This window comes from Cyanobacterium sp. IPPAS B-1200 (assembly GCF_001747005.2).
Taxonomy (GTDB): domain Bacteria; phylum Cyanobacteriota; class Cyanobacteriia; order Cyanobacteriales; family Cyanobacteriaceae; genus Cyanobacterium.
The window spans coordinates 2,933,668-2,956,106 of the sequence record NZ_CP182899.1; the positions used below are offsets into that span (position 1 = coordinate 2,933,668).

Annotated in this window: 17 protein-coding genes and 1 riboswitch; of the genes, 9 read left to right on the plus strand and 8 right to left on the minus strand. The window is 38.3% G+C overall.

The window, feature by feature from the left end:
• Positions 1-20: 20 nt before the first annotated feature.
• The 3 genes from A5482_RS13660 to A5482_RS13670 all read right to left on the minus strand — a co-directional run bounded on the left by A5482_RS13660 (position 21) and on the right by A5482_RS13670 (position 3,061).
• A complete protein-coding gene (locus A5482_RS13660; RefSeq protein ID WP_069790490.1) occupies positions 21-1,064 on the minus strand; it encodes a hemolysin family protein in 1,044 nt (347 codons plus the stop codon).
• Positions 1,065-1,067: 3 nt separating this feature from the next.
• Positions 1,068-1,586, minus strand: a complete 519-nt coding sequence (gene ilvN / locus A5482_RS13665) for an acetolactate synthase small subunit (RefSeq protein WP_069790489.1) — start codon at positions 1,584-1,586, stop codon at positions 1,068-1,070.
• Positions 1,587-1,711: 125 nt separating this feature from the next.
• Complete coding sequence (locus A5482_RS13670) at positions 1,712-3,061, minus strand: serine/threonine protein kinase (RefSeq protein ID WP_069790488.1); 1,350 nt, start codon at positions 3,059-3,061, stop codon at positions 1,712-1,714.
• Between the two features lie 137 nt (positions 3,062-3,198).
• Between A5482_RS13670 and A5482_RS13675 the strand changes: the two genes are divergently transcribed.
• Positions 3,199-3,852, plus strand: a complete 654-nt coding sequence (locus A5482_RS13675) for a PAP/fibrillin family protein (RefSeq protein WP_083260414.1) — start codon at positions 3,199-3,201, stop codon at positions 3,850-3,852.
• A gap of 24 nt (positions 3,853-3,876) precedes the next feature.
• On the opposite strand, the gene mreD is transcribed toward A5482_RS13675, so the two are convergent.
• Positions 3,877-4,410 carry a rod shape-determining protein MreD gene (gene mreD, locus A5482_RS13680; RefSeq protein ID WP_069790487.1) on the minus strand — a complete coding sequence of 178 codons (534 nt, stop codon included), beginning with the start codon at positions 4,408-4,410 and terminating at the stop codon, positions 3,877-3,879.
• Positions 4,411-4,524: 114 nt separating this feature from the next.
• On the opposite strand from mreD, the gene A5482_RS13685 reads away from it, so the two are divergent.
• The 3 genes from A5482_RS13685 to truB all read left to right on the plus strand — a co-directional run bounded on the left by A5482_RS13685 (position 4,525) and on the right by truB (position 7,702).
• Entirely contained in the window at positions 4,525-5,718 is a 1,194-nt protein-coding gene (locus A5482_RS13685) for a class I SAM-dependent methyltransferase (RefSeq protein ID WP_446684776.1), read from the plus strand.
• A gap of 191 nt (positions 5,719-5,909) precedes the next feature.
• Positions 5,910-6,737 (plus strand): pentapeptide repeat-containing protein, encoded by an 828-nt coding sequence (locus A5482_RS13690; protein WP_069790486.1) that lies wholly within the window; start codon positions 5,910-5,912, stop codon positions 6,735-6,737.
• A 68-nt stretch (positions 6,738-6,805) separates the two neighbouring features.
• Positions 6,806-7,702: a tRNA pseudouridine(55) synthase TruB gene (truB, locus tag A5482_RS13695; protein WP_069790514.1), complete on the plus strand. Its 897-nt coding sequence runs from the start codon at positions 6,806-6,808 to the stop codon at positions 7,700-7,702.
• A gap of 205 nt (positions 7,703-7,907) precedes the next feature.
• On the opposite strand, the gene A5482_RS13700 is transcribed toward truB, so the two are convergent.
• The gene (locus A5482_RS13700) at positions 7,908-9,215 is read right to left on the minus strand and encodes an NF041680 family putative transposase (protein ID WP_446684748.1); all 1,308 of its coding nucleotides are present in this window, start codon (positions 9,213-9,215) and stop codon (positions 7,908-7,910) included.
• A gap of 187 nt (positions 9,216-9,402) precedes the next feature.
• Between A5482_RS13700 and A5482_RS13705 the strand changes: the two genes are divergently transcribed.
• Together A5482_RS13705 and A5482_RS13710 are read left to right on the plus strand one after the other, a co-directional pair.
• Positions 9,403-10,101, plus strand: a complete 699-nt coding sequence (locus tag A5482_RS13705) for a TerC family protein (RefSeq protein ID WP_069790870.1) — start codon at positions 9,403-9,405, stop codon at positions 10,099-10,101.
• Positions 10,102-10,170: 69 nt separating this feature from the next.
• Entirely contained in the window at positions 10,171-11,247 is a 1,077-nt protein-coding gene (locus A5482_RS13710) for an AI-2E family transporter (protein WP_069790869.1), read from the plus strand.
• A gap of 160 nt (positions 11,248-11,407) precedes the next feature.
• Here the strand turns inward: A5482_RS13710 and A5482_RS13715 are convergent, their stop codons facing one another.
• Complete coding sequence (locus tag A5482_RS13715) at positions 11,408-12,700, minus strand: FAD-binding oxidoreductase (RefSeq protein WP_069790868.1); 1,293 nt, start codon at positions 12,698-12,700, stop codon at positions 11,408-11,410.
• A gap of 330 nt (positions 12,701-13,030) precedes the next feature.
• On the opposite strand from A5482_RS13715, the gene A5482_RS13720 reads away from it, so the two are divergent.
• Complete coding sequence (locus A5482_RS13720) at positions 13,031-13,861, plus strand: acyl-CoA desaturase (protein WP_446684777.1); 831 nt, start codon at positions 13,031-13,033, stop codon at positions 13,859-13,861.
• 52 nt (positions 13,862-13,913) lie between these two features.
• On the opposite strand, the gene recJ is transcribed toward A5482_RS13720, so the two are convergent.
• Entirely contained in the window at positions 13,914-16,073 is a 2,160-nt protein-coding gene (recJ, locus tag A5482_RS13725) for a single-stranded-DNA-specific exonuclease RecJ (protein WP_069790867.1), read from the minus strand.
• A 240-nt stretch (positions 16,074-16,313) separates the two neighbouring features.
• On the opposite strand from recJ, the gene A5482_RS13730 reads away from it, so the two are divergent.
• Both A5482_RS13730 and thiC read left to right on the plus strand, forming a co-directional pair.
• Positions 16,314-17,900, plus strand: a complete 1,587-nt coding sequence (locus A5482_RS13730; RefSeq protein ID WP_446684778.1) for an NAD(P)H-quinone oxidoreductase subunit 4 — start codon at positions 16,314-16,316, stop codon at positions 17,898-17,900.
• Positions 17,901-18,012: 112 nt separating this feature from the next.
• A riboswitch (TPP riboswitch) is annotated at positions 18,013-18,108 on the plus strand.
• A 6-nt stretch (positions 18,109-18,114) separates the two neighbouring features.
• Positions 18,115-19,500, plus strand: a complete 1,386-nt coding sequence (gene thiC / locus A5482_RS13735) for a phosphomethylpyrimidine synthase (RefSeq protein WP_069790866.1) — start codon at positions 18,115-18,117, stop codon at positions 19,498-19,500.
• A 64-nt stretch (positions 19,501-19,564) separates the two neighbouring features.
• On the opposite strand, the gene A5482_RS13740 is transcribed toward thiC, so the two are convergent.
• Positions 19,565-22,417 carry a glycerol-3-phosphate acyltransferase gene (locus tag A5482_RS13740; RefSeq protein WP_069790865.1) on the minus strand — a complete coding sequence of 951 codons (2,853 nt, stop codon included), beginning with the start codon at positions 22,415-22,417 and terminating at the stop codon, positions 19,565-19,567.
• Between the last annotated feature and the right edge of the window lie 22 nt (positions 22,418-22,439).

The window sequence follows — 22,439 nt, forward strand, 5'->3', positions numbered from 1 at the left end:
ACCCCTTGTTAATAATGTTTTTAACCATCAATTAAGCCTTTAGAAATTAATAGACGCTCTCTTTTTTTCCGAGCAATTTCTTGTAAATTAATCGTTTTATCAGTTTCATCCACAATATCCCCCGTTAAGACTTCTAAAACATCCTCAAGGGAAACCACCCCTGCTACTCCCCCATATTCATCAATTACCACCACTAAATGCTGTCTAATATCTTGAAATTTTTTCAGTAAATAATCAGCTTTGATGGTTTCTGGGACAAAATTGGCAGGACGTGCCAACTGAGCAATGGTTTGATCTTTTTTTCCCTCAATAATAGCCGTAAGAAGTTCTTGTTTAAGGGCTGTACCAATTACATTGTCAATGTTTTCTTGAATGATCAAAATACGGGTATGTTCAGAATTAATAATAAAGTCTTGACATTCTCCCAGTGTTAAATCCCCTTTTAGATAAGTAAGCAAAATGCGAGGAGTCATTAAATCCGATGCCGATAAGTCATTGAGATGAAAAACTCGGTGTATCATCTCCGCTTCATCCGCTTCGATAACTCCTTCAGTCCTACCAATGCGGGTTAAAAACCTAATTTCTGTTTCATTGGTGGTGGGTAAAACCTGCCCTTTGGTGAGGGGTTGAGTCGCTTTTTCCAGTAACCAAACTATGGGGCTAAGGATAAGGGTTAGATACCTAATCGGTATGGCAAGGAATAAAGACAATGGCTCTGCGTATCTTTGTCCTAGGGTTTTGGGTACTATTTCTCCAAAGATAATAATTAAGAAGGTTAAGAAACCAGAAAAAACTCCTAACCATTGATCTCCTAATTGCTGAGTAACCGTACCACCAATGACAATACTACCAACAATATTAAAGACGTTATTTAAGATAACGATGGTGGCAATGGGACGATTTATTTTTTGCTTGATTCTTAGCAGGGCTAATGCTGGGGGCTTTTTAGATTGAGCCCATTGTTTTACTTTGAGTTCGGATACTGATAGTAGCACCGTTTCAGATAATGAACAAATGGCCGAACCTAGTAAGACGATTAAAACGACAAATATAAGAGTGAGCATTCCTTAAACTTTAGTCTCTAAGGATTTTAGATACTCGGTATTAACCCCCGACTCCCTTGTCAGGGCAATTTTTCCAGTGCGAGAAATTTCTTTAATCCCAAATTTACTGACCATGGAAATGATGGCAACCATTTTTCCCGGATCTCCTACTACTTCTAAGGTTAAGCTATCTTCTGCTATATCTACAACTCTGGCTCTAAATACTTGAGCCACTTGTAATAGTTCGCCCCTGTTGTTGCTGTTGGTGCTAACTTTTACTAACATCAATTCTCTTTCTACACAGGGAATTTTGGTAATGTCGGTAACTTTGATGACGTTAATTAATTTGTGGAGTTGTTTGGTTAGTTGTTCGATGGTGTCGTCATCCCCTGGTACTACCATGATAATTCTTGATACCCCTACTTGTTCGGTGGGGCCTACGGCTAGACTTTCTATGTTAAAACCACGTCTGGCAAATAATCCTGCAATTCTGGTCAATACTCCGGCTTCATCTTCTACTAAGACAGAAATGGTATGCTTCATTATTGATGTTTATAACTCTTGACAATAAACGACACTTTTTGTTTTGGTGGACAGGTTGTTTCTTAATATGTCCTGACATCCCTATTATTTTACCGTAGTTTTTGTTTCTGGGGGGAGGTGTGTTACTAATTGGGACATAGGGGGCCTGGGCAAATACATAATACATTGGGGGGACAATCTACACTTTGTCTTTCATAGGTTTGAGTCCAATCTTCTATGAGGGTATTTGCTTCTTGGTAATGGGGATTCTGAGGGGGAATTGCTTGGATAATGGCGATCGCCCTTTGATAATCTTCCTGTTGAGCTTGTTGTTTAGCATATCCAAGGCGACACTGGCCAATATATTCATCCAAAACAGAAGGAGAAATTTTATCGGCTATATTTGACTCTGTAAGCTCAATACACTCTTGAAAATTTTGATTAACCAGAGAAAATTGCAGTTTATCTATAGTCGCCTCCACTCGACGACTGCCATAATAAAAAAATCCTCCCCCAATAATGCCAAACACAAGAAACAACAAAAACCCAAGACTCAAAGAATACCCCTGAGTCACAGTTTTAAGAATTGTCGGATTTTTGGTAAGGAAAAAATTTGTTGTTAATTGATGCTGATCAATCTCAACGCCATCCTCTAACATTAAATTACCCTTGTGGTCTTTCAAGGTTTCATACCAACGAATATACTGTCGTAAATCTTGCAAAACTAGGTGTGCAGAATGATAACGCTTCGTATAATCAGTGCGTACCATCTGAGCTAGAATATCTCCCAAATAGGAATGAACATCAGCAAACTGCCTCCAAATAATCTCCGTACTTTGTTCATCTTCCTTCAAACTAATGGGATTTTTACCCGTGAGGGCTTGAATGGCAATCATTCCTAAACTATAAATATCGCTATTTTTACGGGGTTTTCCTCTCGCTTGTTCACTAGGCATATAACCATGGGTACCAATAGCAACCGTAGGATTAATAATATGACTTTGTTCGACATTAAAATGTTTTACCGCCCCAAAATCAATTAAAACAATTTTTTGGTCATCTTGACGACGAATAAAATTATCAGGCTTTATATCTCGGTGAATTACCCCCTGACGGTGGATATAATCAAGAATTTCTAATCCTTGCTCCAAAAACTCCAATACCTTTGTTTCAGTCCAAGGCTTATGCCCCCTAAGTTCTAAACTCAGAGTTTCCCCCGCAACATACTCCTGTACCAAATAAAAATCTTGATCCCCATCACAAAAATCAATCAGTCTAGGAATTTGAGGATGATCCAACTTTTCTAAAATCTTGATTTCTTCATAAAACAAACGCTTGACAATATCCGCATTTTCAAGGTCAGAATGAAGTTGTTTAATGACACAATGCTGATTCGTTTTTTTATCTTTCGCCAAATAAACTACCCCAAAACCACCCTCTCCCAACTTATGGAGAAGCTGATAACGAGAATTAACAATAACTAGATTATCACTCATCTTGAAAAGCTAAAACATCTTACATTGGTTGTAGTATAAAAGAGAGAAAGGCTAAAACATTAATATGATAGCCGTCCTAGCTATTCCTAATAATACCCACAATCAGTATCTAATCTGACTTTCATTCTTAAATTCTTATGATTAATAGTCGCCTAATTCTCAAAGAAAAACTACTTTCAACCATCAAAAATACAGCCTTAGATATTGACATTAATCCCGAATATCCTATAACCGACACCATGATAAAGGAAGAGGAAGCTCGAATTATTGAAAACCTAACAACCAACCTCGAAACCTTCAATCCCTTTCCTAATCCCCTACAATTCGCCACCAACTTACTCAATGGCATCTGGCAACTGCAATACTCATCCGCACGAGAAATACGCTCCCTCAATAAACTTCCCCTCGGCTTTCAACTTAGACAGGTATATCAAATAATTAACATCCAAGACGTATCTTTTTTTAACATCGCCTTTGTGGAACATAGCTCTAAAATGGTTAACGGTTATGTAAAAGTTACCGCTAGTTTTACTCCTAAAATTGCTCCCGACAAAAGCCTACCCACCAACACCATCAATGTCAACTTTGAAAAAAGATATTTATCTATCAAAAAAATTGGACCAATAAAAACTCCCATGTTAGATCCTATCAAAGAATTTGATGCCCGTAACCCTCAAGGAAGAGTCCCCAGTTTAGCAATTACCTATATTGATAAAGATTTAAGAATTGGCAGGGGAGGAGACGGCAGTTTGTTTATTTTGTCAAGACGAGAAAAAATGAGTGAAAATTAGTTTAAACTTTGTTTTAGCAAATATTTATTTCCAGCGACGAGGTTTTTTATTAGAAGTATTCATAAAATGATTGAAAGGATAATAAAGTAGTGGTGTCCATAAACTGGTAATTATGGCTGAAGCGAGGGAATTTTGTTGATATTTTAACCAAATATCGCTCAAAGGAATAGATGTTTGTAGGCTATATTGAAGGGCGGTAATGGTGTCACTGATAATGGCCATACCAAAGACAATGATAACGATAGAAATAACATCTTCTTTGATGTATTCGTCTTCATAAACATTACTGGTAAGAAGGGCAACTACCGCTAATCCTAAAATGTGGGTAGGAAAGTCTCCACTCATGCCATCCCAAATTAAACCCAAGGAAACCCCTGCCACCATACTCTGCCACAAGTTTCTTTTTACACTCCACACTACTAACCAAATTAGTAGCCAATTGGGGGTAACTCCTACTAATTCCATTCCAGGGATTCGCCACATTAGTAGTAGGCAAGAGCTAAAAATGGAGATGGAAATGACGAGGATAGGTTGAATTATTTTAGTTTTGAGAATCATTGAATTGTGGGCTGAGGGGAAAATTAATTATTGACGATGACAAAATAATATTACTTGGTTGCGCGTAGCTCAATGGTAAATTGTTATTGGTTTACTTATTTATGATGGGCGATTATGTCTGAAGTTAGAAACGCAGTTCAAAAATTATATAATATTTATCCTTTTCCTCCTGATCCTCTTTTGGATGAGCCACCTCCAGGGTATAATTGGCGATGGCATTATCAATCAGCCTATAGTTTTTGTAAGGGTAGAAAGCCTCATAAAAAACAGGTTAGAATATTGGATGCTGGTTGTGGTACTGGTTCGAGTACAGAATATTTAGTTTTACACAACCCCACGGCAGATATTTTGGCGGTGGATATTAGTGAGAATGCTTTGGCTACTGCCCAAAGACGCTTGGAGAAGTCTGGAGTTTTAAAAGATTTTCAGGGTAGTATTGAGTTTCGCCAGTTTAATTTGGAAAATGCAAGGGAGTTGGAAGGCTCGTTTGATTTTATTAATTCGGTGGGGGTTTTGCATCATTTACCTAATCCAGTCATTGGGATTCAAGCCTTGGCGGATAAGTTGGGAGATGATGGTTTATTCCACATTTTTGTCTATGGGGAGTTGGGTAGATGGGAGATTTTGTTGATGCAAAGGGCGATCGCCCTTATCCAAGGAGATAAAATAGGAGATTATCGAGATGGTGTGGCGGTAGGTAGGGAATTATTTGCAGGATTACCTGAATATAGCCGTATTTTACAACGGGAAAAGGAACGTTGGGCTTTGGAAAATCAACGGGATGAATGTTTTGCAGATATGTATGTTCACCCCAATGAGTTTGATTACAATATTGATAGTCTTTTTGAGTTTATCCATACTTCTGGTTTAGAATTTGTAGATTTTTCTAACCGTGACTTTTGGCAGGTAGAAAGGGTGATAAAAAGTGAGGATTTATTGCAACGGGTAAAACAATTAACTACCCAAGAACGTTATCGTTTGATAGAATTATTAGACCCTTCCAATGTCACTCATTATGAATTTTTCCTTGCTAAACCCCCCCATCATCGGGAAACATGGCAAGATGATCAATTATTATTAGCGGCTAAACCAGAGTTAAACCCCTGTATGTTGGGCTGGGAAAGTAATAGTTTACTTGATTATAACTATCAACCCGTTACTCTCAATGATACGGAGTTTGAGATTATGAAGTTTGCTTCCCAAAATCCTAGTCAAGATTTGACAGTACAAGACATTCTTTCTCAGGTTAATTCTACCTTGGATGAGGTGCGATCGCTCATTAATCGTCAACTGATTATGATGGGATAAGCCATAATATAACAAGGGGTTTTAACCCCTTGCCCCATCAAACTTCATTCCCCTCCCCTCAAAAAGTCAACGCACCATTTAGTTGAAAAAAAAGTTATTTTCGTTACAAAACTACACAATCTTTGTTACAGTATGTTAAGATTTAGTTAAGAGAACAAAAACACTTTAAGAACGACACACCCATAAACACCATGACTACTCAAATACAACACCTGAAAATGTTAACCTCTGTTCATGAATGGAACTTTTGGCGTAAAGCTAACCCTGACATTATCCCAGAATTAAGGGCAGTTGATTTGAGTCATCGTAACCTAGACGGTATCAACCTTAAAGGAGTAAACTTAAGAGAAGCCAACCTCACAGGGGCAAGTCTTAATAATGCTAACTGCACTGGGGCTAACTTTCACCGTGCTAACTTAAGCAAATTAACCATGAAAGATGCGGAAGCACACAAAGCATCATTCAATGATACCAACCTCTATCAAGCGGTGTTAAATGGTAGTGATTTGAGTCAGGCAACTATTCGTAACTCTAATTTGGTAGAGGCAAAGATGGTGGGATGTTACTTTATAAAAACTAATTTCACTGACTCCAAATTAAACGAAGCCGATTTAAGTAATTCTTATCTTACCGAAGCGATTCTAATCGGTACGAAATTTATTGATGCTAATTTAACTCAGGTTGATTTGAGTAGTGTTAATGCAACTTCTGCCCAATTCACTGGGGCAAATCTAACGGGGGCAAACATCGAAGATTGGATTATTGATGAGACAACCCACATAGATAGAGTTTTCTGTGACTATTTCTATGCTAAAGTTCATGAAAAGGTTGACTTAAGTGATTGTAACTCCTATACTCTCAATGATGTTGTCAGTTCACCAGATGGCAGTAATATGGACGGAAATATTGTTCCTAACTCTTTTGTAAACTCTAGTCTTCCTAGTGTAAATGGTTTTAATAATATTAGACAAACCCAAAACTGTTTTGAGTTAGCTATCAAAAAATCTCAACAAGTTTGAAATATTTAATATAAACCTGTTAACCTATAAGGTGGTTTAAAAAATTGTAGGGATAATTAGTGATGACAATAATGGGATTTATTAACCTCCACAAGCCCAAGGGGTTTTCGTCCCATGATTGTGTTGCTAGGGTGAGAAGGATATTAAACACAAAAAAAGTAGGTCATGGTGGTACATTAGATCCCCTCGCTACGGGGGTTCTACCCATTGCAGTAGGTAGGGCAACTCGTTTATTACAGTTTTTACCTACCAAAAAGGCATATCGGGCAAAGGTTAGATTTGGGTTAACTACCACCACCGACGATTTAGAAGGAGAGATAATTACCCAAGAAAAATGTCCTGATTTAAGTGTAGAAATAATTTCTAATTTTATTCCTAATTTTATCGGCAATATAGAACAAATACCGCCCATTTATAGTGCCATTAAGCAAAATGGTAAGAAGTTATATGAATTGGCAAGGCAAGGGAAAGAGGTTGATATTCCTAGTAGAAAAGTAGAAATATTTGATATAAAAATTCTTAGTTGGCAGTCAGGGGATTATCCAGAATTAGATTTATACATCATCTGCGGGGCTGGTACTTATATAAGGGCGATCGCCCGTGACCTTGGGCAAAAAGTAAGTACAGGGGCAACTTTAGCCAAATTAGAAAGGACATTAAGTTGTAACTTAGAGATAAAAAATAGTATTAATTTAGAGTTATTAGAGGAGCAAAAAAATAATAATCAACTAACCTTAATTCCCCCCGATTTACTCCTACAAAATTTACCCATCATAAACCTAAATGATCAAGAAAGTTGGAGATGGCAACAAGGACAAAAATTAAGCTATCAAGGAGAAGATAATAATAACTTTTATCGTACTTATAATAACCAACAACAATTTATGGGTATTAGCGAAATTAAACAAGGGCAAGAAGGATTAATCATTCAACCCAAAGTCGTTGTCACAACTACCGATGAATAACGTATTCAAACTATTCAACAAGGGGTTTAAACCCCTTGCCTCCCTGATACCCGATACCTGACACCTTCACAAGACTATAAATTTTATTCCGAAATCAAGTTAATTATTACTGTAGTTTAGACTAAGAAAAAATTGTAAGAGAATAAGTAAGCTAACAAAGATTAGCTCAAAAACGCTATAAATGAATTTAATAATGGCTTAAAAGTTATTTTTTTGGTCTTTTTTTAGTCTTAGATAAACGCTTTTTAACCGTAGGATAAACTTTAGCTTTGTTTCTTTTTCGACCTTTAGGCCAGCCATGGGATTTTCCCCGACTTTTAGGAGAAAGGGTAGGACTTCCAATGTCCATCAATAATGAAGTCATAGACAGAGCCACTCTTCCGGGGGTTAAATTCTGTTGAGGTTTTTGCCATGGCAGATGATATTCTTTGACTAAATCCTTGGATAACCATAACTGCCAAGTAATATTGACAATTAAATTGCTCCACCTTTGACAACTCTCAGGGGTGCGAAAATGGGGTAACGTCCAATGTAATCTTTGCTTGGCGAAACGATACCAGTGGTCCACACCAAATCGTCGGCTGTATTGAATCCAAATATTGGAAGAAGATAAAAATTGCTCTCCCACCCAGATTAACCACAGTGGGCGATGTAAAGCACCAGTTTTTTTCTGCTTCAATCGTTCAATTTTAAACAGGGTTAGCTTTTGTGAAGGGGCATTGTAGAAATGAAGTTCTTTCCATTTACTCATCCGTATTGTTCCTAGGGATGAGTCTTCCATTTCTAATATTTCATGGGCATGGGGAAAATGGTCACATTGATTTAATTTCAACTTTGCCCCATGTTTTTTCGGTCTGCCTCTACCGCTATAGGCTGGAGGATTACCATAAAGACATAGATTAGAACGTACTCTAATCAACTTACTGATTTCAATATCTGCGGTTTGCTTAATAAATTTGCCATTGCCATACTCACAATCCAACACCACCAATTTCGGTTTATTTTCTGGCAATTTTCTACACACTTGCCTTAGTTGCCATGTTGCTTTACCCAGAGGATTTTCAAAGGATGTGATTCTTTCATGTCTTAAAGGTAATGCCCAACTTCCTTTCTCATTCAATGGTGGTAACCAAGCGATGGTGCTATATCCTTGTCCTATGACCGATGAATTGATGGATGACGAAGAATATTGATAACCTCTATCTTTCATGGTGGGACTATCTTCAAACTTCCACTGAGTATGATCTATACCTAGTAATGTATATTCTAAGGTGTCTATTTCTTGAATATATCGTTTCATCAATTTGTTGCTGTTCGGACGACAATCTTTTATGGCTTCATAGGTACTACACCATTGCCGATGGAAAAAAGGTGATAAAGAAAAATCTGCCAAACTACGAGCATTTTCCGTGGTCATAACACTATCCATCAATTGAAAAGTGGCATCTTTACCTTTGACTAACATTTCATAGGTGTCATGACGGAAATTTTCCAGTCTGCTATATTTGTTCATAGAGAGAAGATTTTATTTTTGCTTATTTATATTTTCTCTCTATTTTTCTTTTATGTCTTGTCCTTCCTTGCTCCACTTTCCATTTAGTCTAAACTACAGTTATTAATAATTATGGGGAAAGTTGAAATCATCCCTTAAACTCAAGATATATTAGTCATTAATCTGTTAACCATAGGCAAAATACTTAATGTTAGACCAAGTTTTACATCCGTCCATTGATTTTGGTATTGAAACCGTATTCATTTTAGTGATATTAGTAGCGCTAGAAGCGGTTTTATCCGCCGACAACGCCATCGCCCTTGCATCTATTGCCCAAGGGTTAGAAACCGAAAAAGAACAACAGTACGCCCTTAACGTGGGCTTAGTTTTAGCGTATATATTACGTATCACCCTCATTATCACCGCCACATGGGTAATTAAATATTGGCAGTTTTCCGTAGCAGGGGGACTATATTTATTATGGCTCGTTTTTCGCTACTACACCAACAAAAGTGACGACTCGGAAGGAGTATCGAATCTAAACTTTAAAGGACTTTGGCAAGCCATTCCCATGATAGCCGTTACCGACTTAGCCTTTTCCCTAGATAGTGTAACCACCGCCATTGCCGTCGCCGATGAGATATGGTTAATCATCGCAGGGGGTACCATTGGAGTTATTGCCCTACGGTTTTTAGCGCAACTATTTATCCGTTGGATAGAAGAATATACCCACCTAGAAGACGCAGGATTTATTACCGTAGGTTTAGTGGGATTGAGATTAATCGTCAAAGTAATTGAGCCTAGTTTAGTACCCCCAGAATGGGTAATGATAATAACTATTATTAGTATTTTTACTTGGGGATTTTCTGCCAAAAATGCCATCAAAGAAGAAAGCCCAGAAGGGTGATTAAAACAAAAAAACAACGTAGAATTAAACAGATAATACTAGCCATAAAATAATCACATCCATAAGTTTATGAACGAATCAAGACTAAAAATATCCCTCAGTAGTCTTGCAATATTAATCTCAGTAATTTTATGCTTAATTCTACTTTGGCATCTACGGGGGCTTCTTGTCACCCTGATGATAGCGGCAGTATTAGCCGCCACCCTTGCCCCCATTGTTGACTCCGCTGAAAAATTTGTCCCCCGTTGGTTAGGGGTTGTCCTTGCCTACCTCATCATTATTGGTATCCTTGTAGGAGGGGGATTGGTAATTGGCCCCACGGTATTTACTCAACTACAAAGACTAATACAAAAGTTTCCTTTGTACCTAGATATTCTTAGTAACACTGCCGAAAGTTTAGTCATGCGCTTTGGTATTACTGAACCTAGAGCATTGGAATTAATTGACCAACTTCTTGATTTACAAGCCCTAATCTCTTGGGGGGTCAGATCGAGCCAAAAGTTGCTTCTAAGCTCATTAGGGGTCACTAGAGGTATCGTAGGGGGAACACTTAATCTGATCCTTTCTATTTTATTATCAGCATATCTCCTTGCGGGTTCTGATAAACTAATAAAAGGATTTGTGAGAATATTTCCTGAGCCATGGGATAAAAAAATTCAAGCTCAATTTGATCCTGTCACCGAAAGAATGGGTAAATATATTCAAGGTAGAATCTTAGTCTCCCTTGTGTTGGGTGTAACCATTACCATCGGTTTAAAGGTTTTAGGTATTAATGAATTTGCCCTCGGTTTAGGGGTAATTGCAGGGTTTACTAACCTGATACCATTTTTTGGACCCGTTTTAGGTTCTATTCCCGCCCTTATTGTAGCTGTTGCTCAGGGGGGATGGGTATTTTTGTGGGTGTTACTTCTATTCCTTGTTATCCAAAACTTAGAAACCTATGTACTAGATCCTCTCTTGGTTGGCTCTAGTGTTAAGGTTGAGCCTTTATATCAACTCCTTGCGGTGTTGGGAGGGGTGCAGGTGTTGGGCATTATCGGGGCGTTGATTGTACCTCCTTGGATTGCGGCGGCTGGAGTAGTTTTGGAAAATCTTTACATTGAACCAAAACAGAAGGCACAGATAACTGAGAATTGTAGTAAATAGGGTTTGATTTTCCCTCATCCCCCTTGTGATAAGGGGGGAATAAAGCGTTGATTTTCCCTCAACCCTAACCCCCCTTAATAAGAGGAGAATTTAAGGGCGATTGTCAAGAAAAAAAAGGGCTATTAGGTGAAATTTACCACTTTGCGATCGCACAAAAACCCTAAAAAAGAGGATTACTAAAAACTTCTTGGGGGTCAAATTTTTCCTTAATTTTTTTCATCATAGTTAAACCATTGCCCACATATCCCCAAGGTTCGATTTGTTTTTTTAGTTCTAGGGGCGCTTGTATTATAGATAAATAACCGCCATTGTCTTCACAAAATTGACGCATCGCCCTAACCTGATGGCTTCGGGTATTTTGTTCAAGGAAAACAAAGCCAACTCCGCTACTAATATTAATAAACCCCTGACTCTCGAAAGTTGCCAAAAAATCTACAATCCTATTACCCAAAATTCCTACCTTACAAAGAATAGGAGCATCAGTTATTTTAATATCCTTCCAAAAATCAAGCTCTTGGGAGTCAGAAAAAACCAGAGAAGATAAGCCCAAATTCTTTGCCCAACTTTGTACCTGCTCAATTTGTTGCTCTACACTAGGCTTAATGCTCTCAAAGCGCATTGCCAAACCAAAACCATCATCACTACCCAAAACCTTCGAGCAAGAATGAGAGACAAAATCTGCCATGGTGGGAGTTAATCCTGATTTAGTCACCGTATCCCTTAATATTTTTAACCCTTCCTTTTCCCCCCCTACAAAAATAGAACTAGAATGGGCAACAAGGGGATAAAGACGAAAAGTAACCTGAGTAATAATTCCTAAACTACCATAGGATCCTGTAAACAGTTTCATCAAATCATACCCCGCCACGTTTTTTACTACCTTGCCCCCAGCCTTAACCACTTCGCCATCGGCACGGACAAAAGATAAACCCAAAATTAAATCCCTCACGCCCCCATACCGTTGGCGCCAAGAAAGATTATTCCCTGTGGCTACCACCCCCCCCACCGTTGCTTGATCCTCAAAAAATGAGTCAATGGGCAAAAACTGACCCTTAGAGGCTAAAAAGTTATTTAAATCTTTAATTTTCATCCCTGCTTGAACGGTAATAACCAAATCTTCCTCTCCATGTTCTACCACTTGATTCAGGTTAGCCATGCTAATTAAGAGATTAACTGGTTGCCGCACTCCCCCCCAAGACAACTTCGTGGCTTCACCAGTAGGGATAACTCGCCAATGATTTCTATAGGCAAAACTTACTAATTGTGATAGCATGGCGATGGTATTTGGAAAAACTAAGTAACGAGGAATACAATCCGCCAACCCAGCCATTTTAATTTTATTTTGCCATTTTGGATTTTGATCCCATTCTATTATTTTTATAGAATTAACATTACAAAAGTCTAATATTTCTTTGATTTGTCTTGGAGAAGAAGCCTGAAAAATTTGGTTCATTTTGAAAAGATATTAAATAAATTTTTAAACGAGTAATTCATAACTTATACTAAGTCGAACTTACTCCATAGAAATAGAAGGATAATACTAATATGCCATTGTAAATTATAATTTGATACTATCAGTGGATGATATATAATTTATTAACACTGACATCCATGTCAAAATAACAAACTGGGAAAATTGGTAGTTATATACCAATACAAATACCTGTTTTGTACTTGTCCGATGAGTTTGAACGAAAGTTTAAGATTAAAATTTTGAAAACTTCTTCCATTGACAAGATATGAAAATAAAATAAGTAAAGAATAGTCGAGTTCTAACATAAAAATGACAGTTTCAACTTCAGAAAAAGCGCCACTAGCGTGGAATATAATTATATACATGGCTACTATTCATTTAGCAGCCCTTTTTGCCTTTTTACCTAGCAATTTTAGCTGGGGCGCAGTGGGCATTTTTTTCGTACTTTATTGGTTAACTGCCTGTATTGGTATTACCCTCGGATTTCATCGTTTGGTATCTCACCGTAGCTTTGAAACCCCTAAATGGCTAGAATACATCATCGTATTATGTGGCTGTTTGTCTTGTCAGGGTGGTCCTATTCAGTGGGTAGGTTTACACCGAGTTCACCACAAATTTTCTGACCATGAGGGTGATCCCCATGATTCTAATAAGGGTTTCTGGTGGAGTCACATGGGTTGGATGTTTATTAAAAACCCTGCTAATAAACTTGTACCTAGATATACTAAGGATATTCAAAATGATCCTTTTTATCAGTGGTGCGATAAATATTTTATTCCTGTTCAGGTTGCCCTAGGATTATTACTATTCTGGTGGGGTGGATGGTCTTTCGTGGTTTGGGGTATCTTCTTACGCCTAGTGGTGGTATTCCACGTAACTTGGTTTGTAAACAGTGCTACCCATAAGTTTGGCTATGTGAGCCATGATTCTAATGATCATTCTCGCAATTGTTGGTGGGTTGCTGTCTTAACTTTTGGAGAAGGTTGGCACAATAATCACCATGCTTATCAATACTCTGCTCGTCACGGTTTACAGTGGTGGGAAGTGGATTTAACTTGGATGACCATTAAACTTTTATCTTTGTTTGGACTAGCTAAAAATATTAAGTTAGCTCCTACGACACTGCCCACTAAGGCATAATAAATACTTCAAATAGTTCATCAAAATCTCTCTTTTTTTAAGGGGGATTTTTTTATTTGTTTAGGAATAGGGTTTGTAGATATTCTTCTTTTATTATGGCGATGGTTTTTTGAAGATTTTTTAAGTATTCTTTTTCGTTTATGGTTGTTTTTCTGCTTGAAAAATAAATATTATTATTTTCGATGGTGTGAATAAAGCCCAAGTTTTCAATGGTTTTTAAGCTATATTCTAAGGTGCGATCACCCATTACGACTTTTTCTTGAAATATTTTTATGTCAATAGATTGTTGATGATTAATTAAATATTTTACTATTCCTAAAAAGTTTATCCACTTCTGTTTATGAAAATCTTTATTAAATAATGTTTCTGAATTATTATTATTAGCTTTTAAAACAATATTATTTTTAACAGTAGGAGACTCACTAACGTTTAAATTTAATTGTGAATCACTAGTTTTTATGTCAACTATTCTGGGTTCATATTGCTTATTAAATTTATTATAATCAAATTCAATTACCACATCATAATTCTGATTTGAAAGAATTTCACTGCTACTGTGTCCCCACCAACTGCCAAAAATTCCATCGGGTTTACTGCTATCACAAAGTTTAAAAGAAGTTACTAAATATTTAATAGTTTTATTCTTCTTTTTAGAAGAAATATTTTTATTACGTACATCAGTAAACCAACAATTTTTAACTAAATATTTAGGGGCAGAATTACCCATGCCACAAGGCTCAATTAATTTTAATTCCTTAAATAACTCTTGGGTTAATTGAGAAACTGTAACGGTCAAATCTATATCAATAATGGGCTGTAATTTGGTTATATCTAACTTTTGCTTTAATTTTTGATTGATACCGTCTCGAAATAGAGGTACATTTTCTATGGGTAAAGCCATACCAGCGGCGAAGGGATGCCCCCCAAAACCTGATAAAAGATGCTTTTGGGAGAAAATTAAATCATATAAATTGATGCCACTGACCGAACGAGCCGAACCCCGTGCTAAATTGTTAGAGTCACTGGTTTTCATGGTGCTAAGGAGAATGCTGGGGCGCCCATATTCCTGACTAATGGCGCTGGCAACCAATCCTAAAACCCCCGTTTCCCACTGATTATCTTCCAAAACAATGACGGCGGTGGTGGATAAGTCTAAATCAGCTACTTTTTTATGGGCTTGTTTTAATACGGTTTGTTGTAATTCTTTGCGGTTGAGGTTGGCTTCTTCTGTTTGGTTGGCGAGGGTGATGGCTTCCTTGAGATTTTTAGTTGTTAGTAATTTGACGCAAAAACTAGCGTCTCCGTGGATGCGACTCACAGCGTTGATACGGGGTGCAATACCGAAAGAAATGTCCATGGGGCGATCGCCATTACCTTTACATAATTGTAGTAATTGTTTAACCCCACAACGGTTAGTATTTTGTAATTTCTTGATCCCTTCTTGGGCAAGATAACGACAATCTCCCTTCAACTCCACCAAGTCAGCAATTAAGCCAATGGCAACCAAATCTAGTAAATCTTCTACGGGTTGGATGGGAATGTCAGGAAAAGCCTCATACAAAGCTTCTACTAGCTTGTAAGCCACCGCTACCCCCGACAGATGATAAAGGGGATGAGTATTTTTAAAATAACGAGGATTGATAATGGATACCACCTGAGGGCGATCGTCTGGTAAGGTATGATGATCAGTAACGATTATATCTATGCCCAATTCATTGGCGTAGTCGATTTCTTTTAAATTAGTGCTACCCGTGTCGCAGGTGACAATTAAAGTTACACCCTCTTGGGCTAATGTATCAATACCCTCACAATTTAACCCGTGGGATTCCTTGAGACGATTGGGGATATGGTAACTTAGCTGTAAATCCTGAGCAAAAAACTGTCCTAACCCTTCCCACAATACCGAAGTCGAAGTAATGCCATCCGCATCAAAATCACCCCAGATACAGATTTTTTCCCTCTCCTCCCGTGCTTGATTAAGACGAATTACCGCCCTTTTCATCTCCTGTCCAAAATCAAAAGGTGATGTGGGTTTATAGTTACGACTATCTAAAAAAGTTTGTAATTCCTTTTCTTCCCTTATGCCCCGATGCCATAGAAGTTGAGACACAAAATCTCCCTTTGTAGGAATATTCTTGGTGTATTCCTGAACAATATCTTGAAACCATTTAGGAATATCGTAGATGGGGGCAATGTTCCATTGATTAATCATAGGGGTTTGGTATTAGAGGTTTGGTGTTGCTTAATGATGGTTTGAAATACTGTTACATTACGATAAACATTCAATATTTTAAATATTATCATCATTGCCCATTCCCCATTGCCATGTTGATGAAAAACAAAAATTTACATTACGAAATGTTAGATCTCCGAAAATAGTTGTTAGATTGTTGTTAGAACTTATGTATATAACCAGTTTAGATAACAAGTATAAATATTTCTCAAGTTACAAATGGATTTAACAAACTTTCCTTGGCTAACGACAATCATTATTTTACCGATTGTTGCCTCTCTTCTCGTTTTTGTCATACCAGACAAAGACGGTAAAACCATCAGATGGTTTGCCCTCACTGTGGGCTTAATAGACTTCGTTTTAATCGTTTATGCCTTCTACCAAGGTTATGACTTAAATAACCCCGATCTACAGATGGTAGAAAGCTATACATGGATACCAGACATTGACTTGAAATGGTCGGTGGGTGTAGATGGTTTATCGATGCCCCTTATTTTGTTAACGGGCTTTATCACTACCCTCGCCATTATGGCGGCATGGCCTGTAACCCTCAAACCTAGGTTGTTTTACTTCCTGATGTTGGCAATGTATGGGGGACAAATCGCCGTTTTTGCTGTGCAGGATATGTTACTTTTCTTCCTTGTGTGGGAATTAGAATTAGTGCCTGTTTACCTCATCCTGTCTATATGGGGCGGTAAGAGACGACTTTATGCAGCCACCAAATTTATCCTTTATACCGCTGGAGGCTCGTTATTTATTCTTGTAGGGGCTTTAACTATGGCTTTTTACGGGGATACCGTGACCTTCGACATGAGTGCGATCGCCCAGAAGGACTACGGCTTAAACCTCCAACTATTACTATACGGTGGTTTCTTGATTGCCTACGGTGTCAAACTACCCATTTTCCCCCTCCACACATGGCTACCCGATGCCCACGGAGAAGCCACTGCCCCCGCCCACATGCTCCTCGCAGGGATTTTGCTCAAGATGGGTGGTTACGCCCTCATCCGTATGAATGCGGGAATGCTACCCGATGCCCATGCAGTTTTTGCCCCTATACTGATTATTTTGGGGGTTGTAAACATCATCTACGCTGCTTTTACCTCCTTTGCCCAACGTAACCTGAAACGAAAGATTGCCTATTCGTCTATTTCTCATATGGGTTTTGTCTTAATTGGTATCGCCTCCTTTACCGAAATTGGTATGAGTGGTGCCATGTTACAGATGATTTCCCATGGTTTAATCGGGGCGAGTCTATTCTTCATGGTTGGTGCTACCTACGATCGCACCCATACCCTCATGTTAGATGAAATGGGGGGAGTTGGTAAAAGCATGAAAAAAATCTTTGCCATGTGGACAACCTGTTCGATGGCATCCCTTGCCCTGCCAGGAATGAGCGGTTTTGTGGCGGAATTAATGATCTTTATCGGACTTGCCACTAGCGATGCCTACGGTACAACCTTCAAAGTTATTATGGTATCCCTCGCTGCCGTCGGAGTCATTTTAACCCCCATTTACCTCCTTTCTATGCTCAGAGAATTGATGTATGGGCCAGAGAACAAAGAATTGGTATCCCACAGCAAATTAATTGATGCCGAACCCAGAGAGGTATTTATTATCACTTGTTTACTCATTCCTATCATCGGTATTGGTTTATATCCCAAGATTGTCACCCAAATTTATGACAGCACCACTAACCAACTTACGGCATTACTTAGAAACTCCGTACCTAGCTTGGTAGAAACCAAAATTGCTGATAAAACCGAAAATCAATTTGTAGCCCTTCAGGCCCCAACCATTGATTAATAATTTATCCGTAAATAATTTTTATCCTCTCCTTCTGACGGAGGGGATTTTTTTTGTTATCAATTCTCCATAGCTTTTCCGTTTCCTTAAACAAAAATAAATGGTAAGATCTAACCATAGCTAGGGGTGTCTAAATAATTAGGCTGAGAAAAACCCTTAGAACCTGAGACTGGGTAATACCAGCGTAGGAAAGCTGTTTATAGAGGATCAAAATATGCGAACAGAATGGATTGCGAAAAGACGGGGACAGGCTAACGTGTCTCAGATGCACTATGCCCGTCAAGGTGTGATAACAGAAGAAATGCACTACGTAGCAAAGCGGGAAAATTTACCCCCTGAGTTAATACGAGATGAAGTGGCAAGGGGCAGAATGATTATTCCCGCAAACATCAATCACCCTAACCTTGAGCCTATGGCCATTGGGATTGCTTCTAGGTGTAAGGTAAACGCCAATATTGGAGCTTCTCCTAATAGTTCTAATATTGATGAGGAAGTAGATAAACTTCACCTAGCGGTGAAATATGGAGCAGATACCCTCATGGACTTGTCCACTGGGGGCGGTAATTTAGACGAAATTCGTACTGCTATTATCAACGCTTCTCCTATTCCCATCGGTACTGTACCTATTTACCAAGCGCTAGAAAGTGTCCATGGTAATATCGAGGATTTAACCGCACAGGATTTCTTACATATCATCGAAAAACACGCCCAACAGGGTGTTGATTATATGACTATCCACGCTGGTATTTTAATTGAACATTTACCCCTAGTACGTAATCGTATTACTGGTATTGTTTCCCGTGGTGGCGGTATTATCGCCCGTTGGATGTTGCATCACCATAAACAAAATCCTCTTTATACTCATTTTGACGATATTATCGAAATCTTCAAAAAGTATGATGTATCTTTCAGTTTAGGGGATTCTTTGCGCCCTGGTTGTACCCATGATGCTTCCGATGAGGCTCAATTGGCTGAGTTAAAAACCCTCGGACAACTTACCCGCCGTGCATGGGAACATGATTTACAGGTGATGGTAGAAGGGCCCGGACACGTACCCATGGACCAAATTGAGTTTAATGTCAAAAAACAGATGGAAGAGTGTTCTGAAGCTCCTTTCTATGTTTTAGGGCCTCTAGTTACTGACATTGCCCCAGGTTATGATCATATCACCAGTGCGATCGGTGCTGCCATGGCAGGATGGTATGGTACTGCTATGCTATGTTATGTTACCCCCAAAGAGCATTTAGGCTTGCCTGATGCGGAAGATGTACGTAACGGCCTTATTGCTTACAAGATTGCAGCCCATGCGGCAGATATTGCCCGCCATCGCCCTGGCGCCCGTGATAGAGATGATGAACTTTCTAAGGCTCGTTATAACTTTGACTGGAATCGTCAGTTTGAGTTATCTTTAGATCCTGAAAGAGCAAAAGAATATCACGATGAGACTTTACCTGCAGATATTTACAAAACTGCGGAATTCTGCTCTATGTGTGGTCCTAAATTCTGTCCTATGCAAACCAAGGTTGATGCGGATGCTCTCACTGAGTTAGAAAAATTCCTCGCCCAAGAAGAGGAAGCTAAAAAGCAACCTGTAGCTTAATTATTTTCTAATGCTAACTCCTCTCCTAGCCTATGGGGAGGGGCTTTTTTATGGGTTTTATTTTTTACAAGATTTCCACAATACCTTTTTGTCCGTCAAGGCGCACTTTTTGATTGTTGCGTAAAATTCTGGAGGCTTGGGGAATATTCATCACTGCGGGGATACTGTATTCTCTAGCTATAATTGCCCCGTGGGATAGTTGTCCTCCAATTTCGGTGATAATGCCCCCTGCTTGGGCAAGAATTAATGACCAACTGGCATCAATATAAGGGACTATGATGATAGTCTCTTTGTCAATGTTGATATTTTGGGTTAAGGTACGAATAATTTTGATTTTTCCTTCTATGATGCCCATGCTGGCTGGAATGCCTTGAAGTTGATTTTGGGTGGTTTTGGGAGATATTTTACTATCAATGTTGATTTTAGGACTTTTGCCATATATCAGGTAGGGAATTTTTTTAATTTCTTTGTATTCTTGGCATTTTTGTTGACGTTTATTGATGATACTGATAATGTGTTGGTGATCAGTTTTTTGGTTTACTAATTGCTTGATTTCGGGGATTTTAAGAAAGAAAATATCTTTTTCATCTAATAAAATCTGGTCTTGGGATAGTTTTTCTCCTAAAGCGATAAAGGTAGATCTAAGATGAGAAAATAACTTATTATTTATATCTACTATTTCTCCTTTTAATTCATATCTTTTTTGTACTATTTTTTGTTGTATATTTTGTGTTTTTAACTTATTATTAGTTATAGCTTTTATGGAGTTATCAGCGACAAATTTAGTAAACATTATCTTCATAATACGATGATTTTCTGACCATCGAGGTACAGATATATCTGTTGTAATTTCGCTCAAATAACCATATTTTTCTAGCCATTCATTAAGTCTTTTTATGACTGATTCGCCGTCGCTTGATTCTGAAAGGGTAGCAAAAAAGGAGGGGTAATTTTGGGGTTCTAATTCTTGTAATTGAATGCCAGAGAAAAGATTGCGGGTATCGATCGCAATTTGTTTTAGTTCTTCAATGGCTCTTATTTCTGTTATATTTTGATTGTCTAAATCTTGAGCATTGACCTTGAAAAGTGTTTGACGAATAATGTAGCTTAAATAAGCTAACGTTTTAAAATAAGTAGCAGTTTTTAAACCTTCTAAAATATTGTCTATTCTTTGTAATAATTCTTGATTACTTAATTGGTTAGGGTTTATTTCTTCTAGTTCGTCTAATAAGGGATTAAAAGTGCGATCGCCCTTAACTTGAAAATCTTTAAATAAAGTCCACTCTTTGACTAACAATCGCCATAATGTAGGGATGTTTTTGAGGATAGAAGAAAGAGAAGGTTTAGCAAATTTTTCGCCATCGGTTAAATACTGTAAACTTTCGGGAGGTAATCCTATTAAAAGGAAAATTTCCCCTAATAAAGTTGCATTAAAATAACCATAACTATAGTGTAAAATCGCTATTTTATTAAACTCTAAATCCTTCCCTTTATCTTGTAAAATAATAGAAACAATATCCCTAGCAACAGCAGAGATTAAAATGTTATGGACTCCCCAAGACAAATGAGGTAAAGGTTTGGGGAAAATCTCCTGAGCAATTTTCCTTGTCCACAGGGGATAGAGAGTACTTATGGGACGATTTTGTAAAATCCACAGGGTTTGTCCATCGTAACTCCACTCTATATCTTGAGGGATATTTTTATGGGTTCTTTCAATTTCTCTCGCAATTTTTGCCACGGAAAACAATACCGATGGCGGTATATTCCCCCGCCCTTTTAGCACATCATCAGCAAGATAAACTTGATATTTTTCAGGAGAAACTTGCCCCGATACCACTTTACTGGTGTCCCCTGCAACCCCTTCAATGCAGATACAATCATCAAGTTGATTGATAGGATTACGACTAAAAGCAACCCCCGAAAACTCTCCCCTGATTTGCTTTTGCACAATTACCATCAAAGACTTTTCTTTGGTACCTTTATTTTGGCGATAATTAAGGGCGATCGCACTGTGATAAGATGATAAACAATCAATGATTCTGTGCTTAAGGGTAGCCCCATCGGTAATATCGAGATAACTCTCATAGATTCCTGCCGCCGACACCGTCAAAGAATCCTTATCCAAAACCGAAGGACGCACCACCAAAGGATTTTGTATAGACGGGTTAGCAAAATCACAAAAAGTATCCAAATCATCCCCCGCCTTAATTACCCAACCATCAGGCACACTATAACCCCACTGCTTAAGCAACGAAAGATTTGCCGCCTTATCCCCTACCTTTTCATTATTTAGCTTCTGAGAAAGAGAAGTTACCCCACTATCGCCCCGAAAAAAAGAAAATACTTGACTAGATTTAAACTCCCCCTCATCGGAAATCTGATCAAAAATCCACCACAGTAAACCAGCCAAGCCAATGGTGACAAAAATATATTCTGGGGAATTAATATTTTGAACCGATAACACCACCACCATTAAACCCAAAAAGCCAACTTGGCCCCCTTTACGGGTACGAAAAATAGTGAAACTAATACCCCCCAACAACAAAATCAACAATCCTGCCAAGGGATTATGGGCGATGATGCCCCAAGTCACATTGGTTAAACCCGCTCCCTTACCTACCCAATAACGCCCCATTACAAGGGCAATTAAAGCCATTATCTCCCATGATGAGCCAAGGGGGAAAAATGCCCTAGTCATTAAAACCACCGCAACACCTTTTCCTGCCTCCGATAAAAATGCCAAAATTCCTGCCGCCCTACCACCGTGATAAAAAGCCGCCGACACGGAAATATTGCCATTCCCTAATTTTTTTAACTCTTTTCCTGATACGGCATAGGTAAACCAATCCACCAGAGGAATAGCCCCGATAATGGGGGATACCACAAAGACAATAATTGCTCCCCAAATTTCTGTCATAGAATTTTATTGATTATAATCA